The sequence below is a fragment of the Deinococcus aquaticus genome, from assembly GCF_028622095.1.
In the GTDB taxonomy this organism is placed as follows: Bacteria; Deinococcota; Deinococci; order Deinococcales; family Deinococcaceae; genus Deinococcus; species Deinococcus aquaticus.
Window position 1 is genome coordinate 1,714,745 of record NZ_CP115165.1, and the last position, 13,371, is coordinate 1,728,115.

Annotated in this window: 12 protein-coding genes and 2 tRNA genes; 12 read left to right on the top strand and 2 right to left on the bottom strand. The window is 69.6% G+C overall.

Features of this window, described 5'->3' with window-relative positions; all coding sequences use genetic code 11:
• Positions 1-6: 6 nt before the first annotated feature.
• Positions 7-2,463 (bottom strand): endopeptidase La, encoded by a 2,457-nt coding sequence (gene lon, locus M8445_RS08350; RefSeq protein ID WP_273987300.1) that lies wholly within the window; start codon positions 2,461-2,463, stop codon positions 7-9.
• Between the two features lie 275 nt (positions 2,464-2,738).
• Here lon and M8445_RS08355 point away from each other — a divergent pair, with 275 nt between their 5' ends.
• On the top strand, positions 2,739-3,806 hold the full coding sequence (locus M8445_RS08355; RefSeq protein ID WP_273987301.1) for an alpha/beta hydrolase: 1,068 nt from the start codon (positions 2,739-2,741) through the stop codon (positions 3,804-3,806).
• On the opposite strand, the gene M8445_RS08360 is transcribed toward M8445_RS08355, so the two are convergent.
• Positions 3,807-4,949 carry an acyl-CoA dehydrogenase family protein gene (locus tag M8445_RS08360; RefSeq protein ID WP_273987302.1) on the bottom strand — a complete coding sequence of 381 codons (1,143 nt, stop codon included), beginning with the start codon at positions 4,947-4,949 and terminating at the stop codon, positions 3,807-3,809.
• Between the two features lie 106 nt (positions 4,950-5,055).
• On the opposite strand from M8445_RS08360, the gene M8445_RS08365 reads away from it, so the two are divergent.
• The 11 genes from M8445_RS08365 to fabD all read left to right on the top strand — a co-directional run bounded on the left by M8445_RS08365 (position 5,056) and on the right by fabD (position 13,360).
• Entirely contained in the window at positions 5,056-5,871 is an 816-nt protein-coding gene (locus M8445_RS08365; RefSeq protein WP_273987303.1) for an AfsR/SARP family transcriptional regulator, read from the top strand.
• A gap of 168 nt (positions 5,872-6,039) precedes the next feature.
• Complete coding sequence (locus M8445_RS08370; RefSeq protein WP_273987305.1) at positions 6,040-6,477, top strand: CBS domain-containing protein; 438 nt, start codon at positions 6,040-6,042, stop codon at positions 6,475-6,477.
• The gene (locus tag M8445_RS08375; protein WP_273987307.1) at positions 6,474-6,647 is read left to right on the top strand and encodes a hypothetical protein; all 174 of its coding nucleotides are present in this window, start codon (positions 6,474-6,476) and stop codon (positions 6,645-6,647) included. Before M8445_RS08370 ends, M8445_RS08375 begins: the two co-directional genes overlap by 4 nt.
• Positions 6,644-7,219, top strand: a complete 576-nt coding sequence (locus M8445_RS08380; RefSeq protein ID WP_273987310.1) for a cupredoxin domain-containing protein — start codon at positions 6,644-6,646, stop codon at positions 7,217-7,219. The genes M8445_RS08375 and M8445_RS08380 overlap by 4 nt, the downstream gene beginning before the upstream one ends.
• Complete coding sequence (locus M8445_RS08385; protein WP_273987312.1) at positions 7,216-8,946, top strand: b(o/a)3-type cytochrome-c oxidase subunit 1; 1,731 nt, start codon at positions 7,216-7,218, stop codon at positions 8,944-8,946. The genes M8445_RS08380 and M8445_RS08385 overlap by 4 nt, the downstream gene beginning before the upstream one ends.
• Positions 8,943-9,425 carry a c-type cytochrome gene (locus tag M8445_RS08390; RefSeq protein WP_273987313.1) on the top strand — a complete coding sequence of 161 codons (483 nt, stop codon included), beginning with the start codon at positions 8,943-8,945 and terminating at the stop codon, positions 9,423-9,425. The genes M8445_RS08385 and M8445_RS08390 overlap by 4 nt, the downstream gene beginning before the upstream one ends.
• Before the next feature lie 85 nt (positions 9,426-9,510).
• A tRNA-His gene (locus M8445_RS08395) sits at positions 9,511-9,587 on the top strand.
• A gap of 79 nt (positions 9,588-9,666) precedes the next feature.
• A tRNA-Leu gene (locus M8445_RS08400) sits at positions 9,667-9,751 on the top strand.
• A 211-nt stretch (positions 9,752-9,962) separates the two neighbouring features.
• Entirely contained in the window at positions 9,963-11,273 is a 1,311-nt protein-coding gene (gene tig, locus M8445_RS08405) for a trigger factor (protein WP_273987314.1), read from the top strand.
• A 147-nt stretch (positions 11,274-11,420) separates the two neighbouring features.
• On the top strand, positions 11,421-12,458 hold the full coding sequence (locus M8445_RS08410; protein WP_273987315.1) for a beta-ketoacyl-ACP synthase III: 1,038 nt from the start codon (positions 11,421-11,423) through the stop codon (positions 12,456-12,458).
• Entirely contained in the window at positions 12,455-13,360 is a 906-nt protein-coding gene (gene fabD / locus M8445_RS08415) for an ACP S-malonyltransferase (protein WP_273987316.1), read from the top strand. Before M8445_RS08410 ends, fabD begins: the two co-directional genes overlap by 4 nt.
• Positions 13,361-13,371: the final 11 nt, after the last annotated feature.

Consider the following 13,371-nt stretch of genomic DNA (forward strand, 5'->3'; position numbering starts at 1 on the left):
TTCGGCTCAGGCGCGGGCGTCGGGGCTGCGGCGGGTGCTCTTGCGCTTGGCCGGTGCGGGCGCGGCGGGGGCGCTGCCGTCGCGGGGCGTTTCGAGGGCTTTCAGGCCGCCCACGAGGGCCACGTCGAGCACCTGATCGACGGTCTCGCAGGGGTGGAAGCGCATGCTGGTGCGCAGGTGCTCCGGGATGTCGCGCAGGTCGCTCTCGTTCGCTTTGGGCATGATGATGTGCTTGATGCCGGCGCGGCGCGCACCCAGCACTTTCTCTTTCAGGCCGCCGATGGGCAGGTACCGGCCGGTCAGGGTCATCTCGCCGGTCATGGCGACGTCGTGGCGGGCGGGAATGCCGGTCAGGGCGCTGATGAGGCTGGTGACCATGGCGCCCCCGGCGCTGGGGCCTTCCTTGGGGATCGCGCCGGCGGGTACGTGAATGTGAATCTCGCTGTCGTCGATACGGGCCTTGTCGATGTGGAAGCGTTCGGCGTTGCTTTTGATGTACGTCAGGGCGGCGCGGGCCGACTCCTTCATCACGTCACCGAGCTGCCCGGTCAGAACCAGGCCCTTGCCGGGGCTGATGCTGGTCTCCACGAACAGGATGTCGCCGCCGACCGGGGTGTAGAACATGCCGGTGCTGACGCCCACGGTGTCCTCCTTGCCCTCGGTTTCCGGGGTGTGGCGGGCCTGCCCGAGGTACCGGTCGAGTTCCTTGTCCGTGACCTTGGCGCGTTTGGTCTCGCCGGTGGCGATGCGGCGGGCGACCTTGCGGGCGACCGTGCCGATCTCGCGTTCCAGGTTACGCACGCCGGCCTCGCGGGTGTAGTGGCTGATCAGTTTTTCCAGCGCGGCGTCCGTGAACGCGATCTGGTTGCCTTTCAGGCCGTTCTGGGTCAGCTGGCGGGGCAGCAGGTAGCGTTTGGCGATCTCCAGTTTTTCCTGCTCGATGTAGCTGGAGAAGTCGATGACTTCCATGCGGTCCATCAGGGCCGGGGGGATCTGCTCGGGGTAGTTGGCGGTGGCGATGAACATCACTTCGCTCAGGTCGAAGGGTACGCCCATGTAGTGGTCCGTGAAGTGCTGGTTCTGCGCGGGGTCCAGCACTTCCAGCAGCGCGGCCGAGGGGTCGCCCTGGTAGCTGGAGCCGAGCTTGTCGACCTCGTCGAGCAGGATCACGGGGTTCTTGGTGCCGGCGGTGCGGATGCCCTGGATCAGGCGGCCGGGCATCGCGCCGATGTACGTGCGGCGGTGACCGCGGATGTCACTCTCGTCACGCGCGCCGCCCAGGGCGATGCGCACGTACTTGCGGCCCAGCGCCTTGGCGATGCTCTGCGCGATGCTGGTCTTGCCGACGCCGGGAGGGCCAGTGAACACCAGGATGGGTCCCTTGTTCACGTCCTCGGCGCTCAGTTCGCCGCGCGCGGCGCGTTCCTTGCGCAGTCGGCGCACCGCCAGGAATTCCAGCACGCGGTCCTTGACCTTCTCCAGGCCGTAGTGGTCGTCGTCCAGGATGGCGGCGGCGGCCCCCACGTCCAGCTGGTCCTCGCTGCGTTCGTTCCAGGGCAGTTCGGTGATCCAGGTGAGGTACGTGCGGATCACGCTGGCCTCGGCGGCGTCGGGGTGCATGCGGGCCAGGCGGTTGACCTCGCGGTCGATTTCCTTCTTGACCTCGGGTTTCAGGCCCAGCGCGTCGATCTTGGCGCGCAGTTGCTCGGCCTCGTCGCCTTCCTCGCCGTCCTCTCCACCCTGGAGTTCTTTCTGGATGACTTTCATCTGCTCGCGCAGGTAGTACTCGCGCTGGTTCTTGTCGATCTCTTCTTTCACCTGCGCGCGGATCTTGGCCTGCACGGCCTGCACTTCCTGTTCAGTGTCGAGCAGGGTCAGCAGTTTGCGGATGCGGGCGGTCAGGCTGGGCAGTTCCAGCAGCGCCTGCTTGTCTTCCAGTTTAAAGTCGAGGTTGAAGGCGATGTGGTCGGCCATCTCGCCGATGTCTTCCTTACCGCCGATGCTCTGCACGTTCTCGGCCGTGAACTTGCCGCCCGAGGAGATCGCCTCGAAGCGTTCGCGCAGTTCGCGGCTCAGGGCCTGCAGTTCCACGGGTTCGTCGGTCTCGGTGGGCATGGGGGTGATGTCGGCGCTGAGGTAGTCGCCGCGCGTGTAGTTGCTGGCGCTGACGCGGGCCACGGCGGATACGAGCATCTGCACGGTGCCGTCCGGGTTCTTGCGGACGCGCAGGACGTTGCAGGCGGTACCCACGTCGTACAGGTCGCTGCCCTTGGGGTCGTCGATGTCCTTGTCTTTCTGCGAGACGATCAGGATGACCTTGTCGCTGGCCATGGCCGCCTCGATCGCGCCGATGGAGATGGCGCGGCTGGCGTCGATGTGCTGGACCATGGTGGGGTAGATGACGCTGCCGCGGACGGGGCAGACGGGGACGTTGCTGGGGAGGGTGTGGGTTTCGGTGGGCATGCGGAACTCCTTTGGCCCGGTCGGGTCTGGCTGAGATGCGGGGTTCCTGGCGTGCTCGATACCAAGAAACTTGAGTGCCACTATATCAAGTTGAAGGAGTTGCGGCAAGCCTGCCGCGCCCCTCCGCCGAACGGCCTATTCCTCGTGCTTCACGCTGAAATCCTACGCCCGGAAGCCTGACACAACCCTCACGGCAACCTGACGAGGCGTTTACACATGCCCCGCCTGCCCCCACGCCGGCCGCCCGCGCGCAGGGTGCCGCTATGCTGCGCCGCATGGCACGCCTGCGCTGGCGCATATCCCACCGTCCGCCCCTCCCCACCGGCGGTGCGCTGTTCCTGACCGGCGACCACCGCGCCTGGAGCAGCGAGCCCGGCGGCTGGACCTTCGACTCCGCCGGAGAACTGCTCAGCGAACACCCGGAAGGCACCCTGCTGAGCGTCAAGGTCCGCGCCCGGCACCCGGACGGCACCATCACGGAAGAAGGCGACGCCTGGGGAGGCCGCGCCGCCCCCCACCGGCACGTCGTGACCGGCGACGCTGGCATCGACCTGCACGTGGCCGGATGGCAGGACGCCAGTGAAGGCAGCAACCGCCCCGCCCGCAGCGCCCCACCGCGCGAGGAAACCGTGCTGGACGCCCCCTGGGGGGAACAGCCCGTGCGCCTGTGGTGGCCCGCCGGGCACGACGGCCCGCTGCCGCTGCTGATCCTGCACGACGGCCAGAACGCCTTCGACGAGGCCCCCACCTTCGCCGGGGAGAGCTGGGACGCCGCCGGGGCCGCGCAGACCCTCGCGGACGCCGGGCACCCGGTGCGCATCGCCGCGCTGCCCGTGAACCACGGGCGCAGCCGCCGCTACGTCCCGTTCCCCTTCGAACTGAACGACTTCGACAGCGGCGCGGACGAGTACGCCGACTGGCTGAAAGGCAGCCTCCTGCCGCACCTGCACGCCCGCTTCGGCCCTGTCCCTGCGCAGGACACCGCGCTGGCCGGCTCCAGCTTCGGCGGCCTGATCACCGCCTACGCCGGCCTGCGTGACCCCGGCACGTACGGCACGCTGGGCGTCTTCAGCCCCGCCCTCTGGCCCGCCGACCACGCCTTCCTGTGCTGGCTCGCCGGGCGCTGCGACCCGCAGGCGCGCGTGTGGATCGACATGGGCGACCACGAGGGGGGCACCCTGGCCGCCTCACGGGACCTCGTGACCCGCACCCGCGACCTGACCGACCAGCTCGCCCCGCACGTCAGAGAGGCCCGCTTCACCGTCGGCGCAGGCCACTGGCACGACGAACCCGCATGGCGCGAACGCCTGCCCGCCTTCCTGCACTGGTGGCGGGAAGGCTGATCAGCGCAGCAGGTCGCCCGCGATGATGATCTTCTGGATTTCGCTGGTGCCCTCGTAGATGCGCAGCAGGCGCTGGTCGCGGTAGTAGCGTTCGACGGGGCTGTCTTTCATGTACCCCATGCCGCCCGCGACCTGCACGGCCTTGTCGGCCACCTGCGAGAGCGCCTCGGTGGCGTGGTACTTGGCCACACTGGCCATGCGGCGCACGTCCTGGCCCTCGTCGACCATCCACGCGACTTTCTGCCACAGGACGCGGCTGGTCTGCACGGCGATTTCCATTTCGGCCAGCATGAACTGCACCGCCTGGAATTCCGCGATGGGCTTCCCGAACTGTTCGCGGGCCTTGGCGTGCGCGACCGAGAGGTCCAGCAGGCGCTGCATGGCGCCCGTGCTGCGCGCGGCGATGCCGACGCGGCCGTTGGTGAGGATGCCCAGCGCCTCGCGGTAGCCCATGTGTTCGGGGCCGAGCAGGTTCGCGGCCGGGATCTCGGCGTCCTGGAAGATGACTTCGGCGCTCAGGGCGCCTTTCTGGCCCATCTTCTCGTCGATCTTGCCGATGCTCACGCCGGGCGTGGTCTGCGGCTCGACCAGGAAGGCACTCATGCCTCTGGTGCCCTGGCTGGGGTCGGTGATGGCGATGACGGTCAGCAGGCCCGCGATGGGCGCGTTGCTGATGTAGTGCTTGGTGCCGTTCAGGACGTACACGTCGCCTTTTTTCTCGGCGCGGGTGCGGATGTTCGCGGCGTCGCTGCCGGAACTGGGTTCCGTGATGGCGAAGCCCGCGACGCACTCGCCGGTCGCCATGCGCGGCAGGAAGCGCGCTTTCTGCTCGTCGCTGCCCAGTTTCACGAGGCCGCTGGTGCCGATGCTGGCGTGCGCACTGATCACACCGCCGAAACCCATGTGGCCCATGCCGAGCGCCTCGTACGCGGCGCAGCGGCCCAGCGCGCCCAGGCCCACCCCGCCGTACTCCTCGGGGATGCTCAGGCCGAACAGGCCCAGGTCGGCGGCCTCGCGCAGCAGTTCCGGGGGCACGCTGTTCGTCTCCTCGATCTCGTGCGCGCGGGCCTCCACGCGCGACAGCATGAAGTCACGGATGGTCGCCTGCACCTCGCGCAGGTCCTCTGGCAGATTGAAATTCATGTGAGCACACACTACCGCTCCGGGCAGGCAAGGGAAGTGCACATCACACGCTGACCGGCCGGAACCTGTCAGGATACTTACAGTTCTCCCGTTGCCCGGAGGTCGCATGACGACACCCCAGACCCAGACGCCTTCCGCCCTTCCCGCGCCCACCTGGCTGCTGCGCACGCTGGGACAGGCGGAGGTCCTCGTGAACGGCGCGGCCGTCGTGTGGCCCGCCCGCAGCGCCGGGGAGCTGCTGTGGTACCTGCACGCCCACCCGGACGGCCGTTACCGGCACGACCTGCTGCGCGACCTGTGGGACCTGGACGACACGCCCGCCGCCCTGAACCGGTTCCGGGTGGCGCTGCACCGCCTGCGGCACGCGCTGGGCCACCCGGACGCCGTGAGCGAACGCGGGGGCCGCTACGCGCTGCACCCGGACCTGCTGGCCGCCAGCGACACCGCCACCCTGCACGACGCGCTCCGCGGCGCGCGGCAGGCGGCCCCCCCACGCGAACGCGAGGAACTGCTGCGCCGCGCCCTGGCCAGCGCGGACGGCGAGTACCTGCCGCACCTGAGCGGCGAGTGGGTGCAGGCGGCCCGGCAGGCGCACCGCGCGGCCGTCGTGGAAGCCCACCTGACCCTGGCGCGGCTGCACTGCGACGCGCACGAATGCCCACTGGCCGCGCAGGAACTCGTGCGGGCCGCCGCGACCGACCCGCTGATCGGCGAGGACCACCACCAGCGCCTGATGGCCTGCCTCGCCACGACCAGGGGGCGCTATGCCGCCACCGAACACTACCGCCGCTACAGGGCGTTCCTGGCTGCCGAGATCGGCGACACGCCCATGGCCGACACCGTGGCCTTCGCCGAGCGCCTGAAAGGCGGCGAGTTGCCCTGCGTGGACACCCCGTTCCGCCCGGCCGGTTCCCGCGACTGATCCGGACCCCGCTCGAATGGTTTGCACAACCGTTTAATCCGAGCGGACGCGAGCAGGAGACGGGCAGGAAAGAAGTAGGTTCCGGGCGTGGAGTGAGCGGGGCCCGGCGCGCAGCCGTAATGCCCCGGTAATGCCCTCACCGGACCCTCCAGGCATGGAGGGTTCCCCATGCGAATTCATAACCTGATGAGTACCCCGGTGATCACGGCTGTTCCCACCCTCTCGCTGCTGGCGGCGGCGCACCTGATGCGGTCGCACGGCATCCGGCGCCTGCCGGTCGTGGACGCCGGCACGCTGGTCGGGATCGTCACCGACCGTGACCTGCGCGAGGCGATGCCCAGCCGCGTGTCCAGCCTGTCCCCCTGGGAGGCCACCACCCGGCTGGCCGCCGTGACGGTCGCCGACGTCATGCGGCGCTCGGTCCTGACCACCACCCCCGACGCGGACGCCCGTGACGCGGCTCACACCATGCTCCTGCACCGCGTGGGCGCGCTGCCCGTGATCGACGCGGCGGGGTGCGTGGTGGGTGTCGTGACCGTCAGCGACGTGCTGCGCGATTACGCGGCGGCCGGTCCGTCCGCAACCGGTGCGGGGGCCGCGCGGTGAGCGTCCCGCCTCCCGAGGGGCGCGGCGCGCCGCCAGCAGGCACGCTCTCACAGGGCAGTCCCTCACAGGGCGCGGCTCCACGCGGCACGCTGGCCGTGGTCCTCACGCTGCTGCTGAGCATCCTGGGCCTGTGGATGCTGGTGCTGGGCGTATTGCAGGGGCGCGCGTGAGCGGCACCGACCCCGCCGCCCGCCTGGACCACCACACCCTGGAACGCTACGAGACGGCGTGGCTGGGCGTCGCGGTCGTCCTGACGGTCCTGCTGTTCGTGGGCGTGCTGGCCAGCCTGATCAGCGGCACGTACCCGCTGCTGAAGGCCGGCACCGGCCACGCGCACGACGGCCCGGTCGTGAAGGGCCGCGTGGACCCCGCGCAACTGGCCGCCACGCCCTTCGCGACACCGGGCCTTGTTGTGGACCGCGCCGGGCAGTCGGTCCTGAACGCCCAGGGCACCCTGGACGCCTACCTCGTGGCCGGGGGCTTCACGTTCCAGCCAGCGGTGCTGCGCGTCCCGGCGGGCGTGCCCGTCACGCTGCACGTGACCGCCACCGACGTCGTGCACGGCTTCCAGGTGACCGGCACGAACGTCAACGTGGAGATCCTGCCCGGCCACGTCGCCTCGCTCACCGTGACCTTCCGCCACCCCGGCGAGCAGCACGTCATCTGCAACGAGTACTGCGGCGCGGGTCACCACAACATGATCACCCGCTTCATCGTCGAAGCGCCCACGGAGACCCCATGACCACTGCCCTTCCGTCCCAGTCGGCTCCCAGCCCGGCGCTGCCCGGCCTGGACACCGCCACCCTGACCAACCTGAAGAAACTGACGCAGTACTACGCCGTCACGGCCTTCCTGGCCCTGCTGATCGGCGTGCTGCTGGGGCCACTGCAGGCCCTGAACTACGGCGGCGTGAACGTGTACGAGTTCCCGTTGCTGAAGGTGCTGATCAAGTCCTACTACCAGGGCCTGACACTGCACGGCGTCCTGAACGCGCTGGTGTTCACGCAGTTCTTCATCAGCGGCTGGATGCTGTACCTGCCGGCCCGCGACCTGAACGTCCGGCCCAACATGCGCTTTGCGTGGTTCACGTACTTGACCATGACCGCCGGACTGCTCACGGCCGCCGTCCCGCTCCTGATGAACAACGCGACCGTGCTGTACACCTTCTACCCGCCGCTGGAAGGCAGCCCCGTGTTCTACATCGGCGCGGCCGTCATGGTCGCCGCGAGCCTGCTGGTCGCCGGGCAGGTCGTAGGCCTGTGGCTGAGCTGGAAACGCGCCAACCCGGGCCGCGTGACGCCCGTCGTGACGTACATGAGCGTCGCCACGTGGCTGATGTGGGCCGTGGCCGCGCTGGGCCTGGTGGTCGAGGTCGTGGGCATGCTGATTCCCTGGTCGCTGGGCCTCACGCGTGGCGTGGACCCGCTGCTGGCCAGAACGCTGTTCTGGTGGACCGGGCATCCCATCGTGTACTTCTGGCTGCTGCCGGCGTACATCTCGTGGTACGCGTTCCTGCCCCGGCAGGCGGGCGGCCGCATGGCCAGCGAGGGCCTGACCCGCTTGGCCTTCGCCATGTTCCTAGTGTTCAGCGTGCCGGTCGGCCTGCACCACCAGTACGCCGACCCGAACGTGCAGAACACCTGGAAGGTCATTCACATGTTCCTGACGTTCCTGGTGGCCGTGCCCAGCCTCCTGACCGCCTTCAGCGCCGCCGCGTCCCTCGAAGACGCCGCCCGCGCCCGGGGGGGCCGGGGCGTGGTCGGCTGGGTGCGCCGCCTGCCGTGGGGGAACGCCAGCGTGACCGCGCAGGTGCTCGCCATGGTGTCGTTCATCTTCGGCGGGGCGGGCGGCATCGTGAACGCCTCTATGGCCTTCGCGCCGGTCGTGCACAACACCGCCTGGATTCCCGGTCACTTTCACATCACGGTGGGCACCGCGACCACCCTGACGTTCATGGGCGTGATGTTCTGGCTGGTGCCGCACCTGACCGGCAAGCGCCTGTTCGCGCCCCGTCTGGCGCTCGCCTCGGCGTGGTGGTGGTTCGGCGGCATGATGCTGTTCGCGCTGGGTATGCACTGGCAGGGACTGGCGGGCGTGCCCCGGCGCGCGCAGGTCAGCGCCTCGGCGCAGCAGGCCGCGTACGACAGCATGAACATGGCCCTGCCCAAACTCCTGACCGCGATCAGCGGCGGCGTGCTGTTCGTCGCGGCGGTCCTGTTCTACACGGTCCTGATCCGCACGCTGCTCTCGCCGCGCCTGGACGACCCGGAAAGCACCCCCATCCCCACCAGCGAGGCCATCAGCCCCGCCGGTCAGAACCTGCGGGAGGCCAGCCTGCTGGTGCGCCGCACCGAACCGCTGCTGGCCCTGACCTTCGCCGCGCTGATCCTGGTGATCCTGGTGTACGGCCCGGTGATCGCCCCGATGCTCGCGAACTACCAGTTCATTCCCGGTCAGAGGCTCTGGTGAGCGGCTCACGTACCGGCCCGCCCGCCGCCCCCCACGCTGGTCCCCCCGCCGGCTCACTGACCAGCCCCGAGGACCGCTGGTTCACCCGCCGGCAGGTCACGGCCTTCATGACCGTGCTGGCCCTGGCCGCCGCGCTGGGCACCGCCGCGTACCAGGCGGGAGAACGGCTGGCCGGTACCGCCGGCGGGGCGGTCGTCACGGCCGCCACCGGCACCGTCCCCGACGGCGGCGCGCTGTACGCCGGGAACTGCGCCGGTTGCCACGGCGCGGACGCCGGGGGAGCCCTCGGCCCGGCCCTGAGTGCCCCGGCCGGCTGGAGCGCCGCGGGGTTCACGCAGGCCGTTCTGCACGGCCGCACCCCGGACGGCCGCACCCTGAGCGCCGTGATGCCCCGCTTCGACGCCGCAGGCCTGGACGGCTCGGCCCCCACCCAGGCGCAACTGAACGCCATTCAGGCCTACCTGAACACCCGGCCCTGACCGGCGCGGCGCGGGGGCGGGATTGACACGCCGCCCCCGTGCCTTTAAGCTGTGTGGGCCTGACAGGACGTGGGTGCAAGGTACGGTGGGTTTAGCTCAGTTGGTTAGAGCGCCGCTCTGTGGAAGCGGAGGCCGGGGGTTCAAGTCCCCTAATCCACCCCAGACCGGTTCCGGCCCCCGCAGCAATGCAGAGGGCCGGAACTTCTTTATCCCCTGACCGCACCAGGGTCAGGGAACACACGCGGGGATGGCGGAATTGGTAGACGCACCAGACTTAGGATCTGGCCCTTCACAGGTTGTGGGTTCAAGTCCCATTTCCCGCACCAGCACGGCGCAGCGGCGGCCGGATCTCTCAGGGGGTCCGGCCGCCGCTTCCCGCAGGTACCGCCGGGCAAATGCACTATGATGTTCGGCGGCATGTCGCGCGCCCCTGCCCGGGTGGGGGCGCGGCCGGCACGGCAGAATCAACGAGAAACGCGCCCTGGCGGCTGGTCCCACCTGTGGGGCGGGGCGCTGCGGGCGCAGACGGGAGACCCAATGGCAGAGCTGATCAGCAGAGAAGGCAACAAGGTGGAATTCAAGGTGTCGGTGCCGGCCGCCGAAGTGAACCGTGCATACGACCAGGTGTGGTCCGGACTGGCGCGCGACGTGCGCGTTCCCGGCTTCCGCCCGGGCAAGGCGCCCCGCAAGGTCATCGAGGGCCGCGTCGGGAAGGGTTACGTCGAGCAGGAAGTGCGTGACCGTCTGCTGGAAACCCACTACTCCCAGGCTGCCCGTGAACTGAAACTCAGCCTCGTGGACGCCAACATCGACCCGCAGCCCCTGAAGAGCGGTCAGTCCTTCGAGTTCACCGTGAAGGGCGAAACCTACCCCGAAGTGAGCCTGGGCGACTGGAGCGGCCTGAGCCTGACGGCCGCCGCGCCCGAGATCACCGACGAGGTCCTGGACCGCACCCTGAATGACCTGCAGGAGCGCAACGCGACCTTCGACGACGCCGACCGCGCCATTGAGGCCAGCGATCAGGTGACCATCGAGGAGCAGGGCGAGGATGGCGGCACGTACCCCGTGTACCTGGACGTCGCCGAGGCGCACGTGCGCGACGCGCTGCTGGGCAAGAACAAGGGTGACACCGTGGAAATCACGGTGCCCGCCCACCAGCACGGCGACCACGAGCACGCCGAGCACACCGTGACCGTGAAGATCATGGACGTGAAGACCAAGAAGCTGCAGGAACTGGACGACGAGTTCGCCAAGAGCCTGAACTTCGACTCGCTGGAGCGCCTGCGCACCGACCTGAAGGGTGAACTGGAACGCCGCGCGCAGCAGGAAGGCGAGGCCGGCCGCCGCGAGGAGTTCATCAACCACCTGGTCGAGGGCATGACCGCCGACATTCCCCAGGCGCTGCTGGACCGCCGCCGCGAGGCCATGCAGGCCGAGATTCAGGACGACCTGGGCCGCCAGGGCGTCAAGTGGGGCGAGTACGAGACCTTCATGAAGGAGCAGGGCAAGCTCGACGAGTTCATGGCGGACCTCGGCAAGAACGCCGAGACCCGCGTGAAGCGCGACCTGGCCCTGGAGCGCCTGGCCGAGGACCTGAAGGTTGAGGTGAGCGACGCCGAGTTCAACCAGACCATGATGGCCCTGGCGCAGGCGAACGGCCTGAGCCCCGCCGACCTGAGCAAGCAGCTCGGGCCGAACGGCATCAACTCGTACTACACCAGCCTGATCCGTGAGAAGGCGCTGCAGCAGGCCATCGCGCAGCTGGCGGGCGGTCAGACCGAAGCCGCTGCCGATGAGGCCAGCGCGGAAGCCAGCACCGAAGAGAGCAGCACGGAAGCCGCCGAGTAAACCGGCGTCCGGTGAAGGGGGGGAGTGTCCTGCGGGGCGCTCCCCCTTTTTCTGCTGGGCTGGGGCGTGCCCGTCCTCATGGACTCTGCCCTGAACTCTGTACCGAATTCATTGAACGGCCGTTCAAAGAATGCTAGCGTGCGTGGCATGAGTGACCCCGCCGCCCGCCCCAGCCTCGGCATCACTGCGTTGGGCATGTACGTGCCAGAACGCATCGTGCCCAACGCGGAATTCGAGGCCCGCATCGACACCAACGCCGACTGGATCGAGTCCCGCACCGGCATCCGCGAACGCCGCTTCGCCGCGCCGGAACAGTTCACGTCCGACGTGGGCGTCATGGCCGTGCGCAACATGCTGGAGCGCGATCCGCAGGCCCTTCAGGGCGTGGACGCCATCATCTGCGCCACCGTCAGCCCCGACGCGCTGATGCCCTCGACTGCCGCCCTGATCGGCATGCAGGTCGGTCTGGTGGGCGCGGCCGCCTTCGATCTGAGCACCGCGTGCAGCGGCTTCGTGTACGGCCTGAGCGTTGCGCAGGGCCTGATCATGAGCGGCGCGGCCCGCCGCGTCCTCGTCGTGGGCGCCGAGGCCCTCAGCAAGATCGTGGACCAGGACGACCGCAACACCGCGATCCTGTTCGGGGACGGCGCGGGCGCGGCCGTGGTCGGCCCGGTCCCCGCCGGGTACGGTTTCCAGGAATTCGTGATGGGCGCCGACGGCAACGGCGGGTCCAGCCTGTACCTGCGCTGCGTGGCGCCCACCCTGCCCGGCGGCTTCGACATGGGCCACTCGGTCGGCATGAACGGCCGCGAGGTCTTCAAGTTCGCGGTGCGCGTGCTGGGCGAGAGCGGCGCGCAGGTGCTCGCCAAGAGCGGCCTGACCAGCGCCGACGTGGACTGGGTCATTCCGCACCAGGCGAACGTGCGCATTATCGAGGCGGCCATGGACCGCTTCGGGCTGCCCATGGAGCGCGCCGTCGTGAACCTCGACCGCTACGGCAACACCAGTTCCGCGACCGTGCCCATGGCCCTCGACGAGGCCGTGCAGGACGGCCGCGTGCAGGACGGCCAGCAACTGCTGCTGATCGCGTTCGGCGGCGGCCTGAGCTGGGTGGCGGGCACCATGAAATGGTGGGGCGGCGCGCCCAGCCTGAACCCCGCACAGGCCGTCGAGGTGAGCGCATGAAGATCGCCGCACTGTTCCCCGGTCAGGGCAGCCACAGCGTCGGCATGGGCGCTGACCTGACCGCCGCGTTCCCCGAGGCTGCCGAGGTCTACACGCAGGTCGAGCACGTCCTGCCGGGCCTGCGCGCCCTGATCGAGTCCGGCCCACTGGACGACCTGACCCTGACCGCCAACCAGCAGCCCGCCCTGGTGGCCGCCAGCGTCGCCGCGTACCGTGCGTGGCGCGCGCAGACCGGCCTGACACCCGCGTTCGCTGCCGGGCACTCGCTGGGCGAGTACTCCGCACTGGTCGCTGCCGACGCCCTGAGCCTCGGGGACGCCCTGCGCCTGACCCGCCGGCGCGGCGAACTGATGCAGGCCGCCGTGCCGGTCGGCGCAGGCGCCATGAGCGCCGTCATGGGCGACCCGGCCGTCGTCCAGGAGGTCTGCGCCGCCACTGACGGTGTGCAGCCCGCCAACTTCAACGCGCCCACCCAAACCGTCATCAGCGGCACGAAAGAAGGCGTGGAAGCCGCGAACGCCGCCCTCAAGGCACGCGGCCTGAAAGCCATCCCCCTGAAGGTCAGCGCGCCCTTCCACTGCCCCCTGATGGACCCCGCCGCCAGCGGCCTCGCCCCGGACCTCCAGACGACCGCGTTCGCGCCGCCCGCCTTCCCGGTGTATGCGAACGTGACCGCCCAGCCGAACACCGACCCCACCGCCCTGCCCGGCCTGCTGACCGAACAGATCACCGGCGCCGTCCGCTGGGTCGAGACCATCCAAGCCCTCGCGGCGGCCGGCGCGGACGTGTTCATCGAATTCGGCCCCGGCACCGTCCTGACCGGCCTGATCAAGCGCATCCTGCCCGACGCCCGCACCATCAACGTCGGCACGGCCGCGCAGGTGCAGGACTTCACGCTGTGAACCGCCCATCC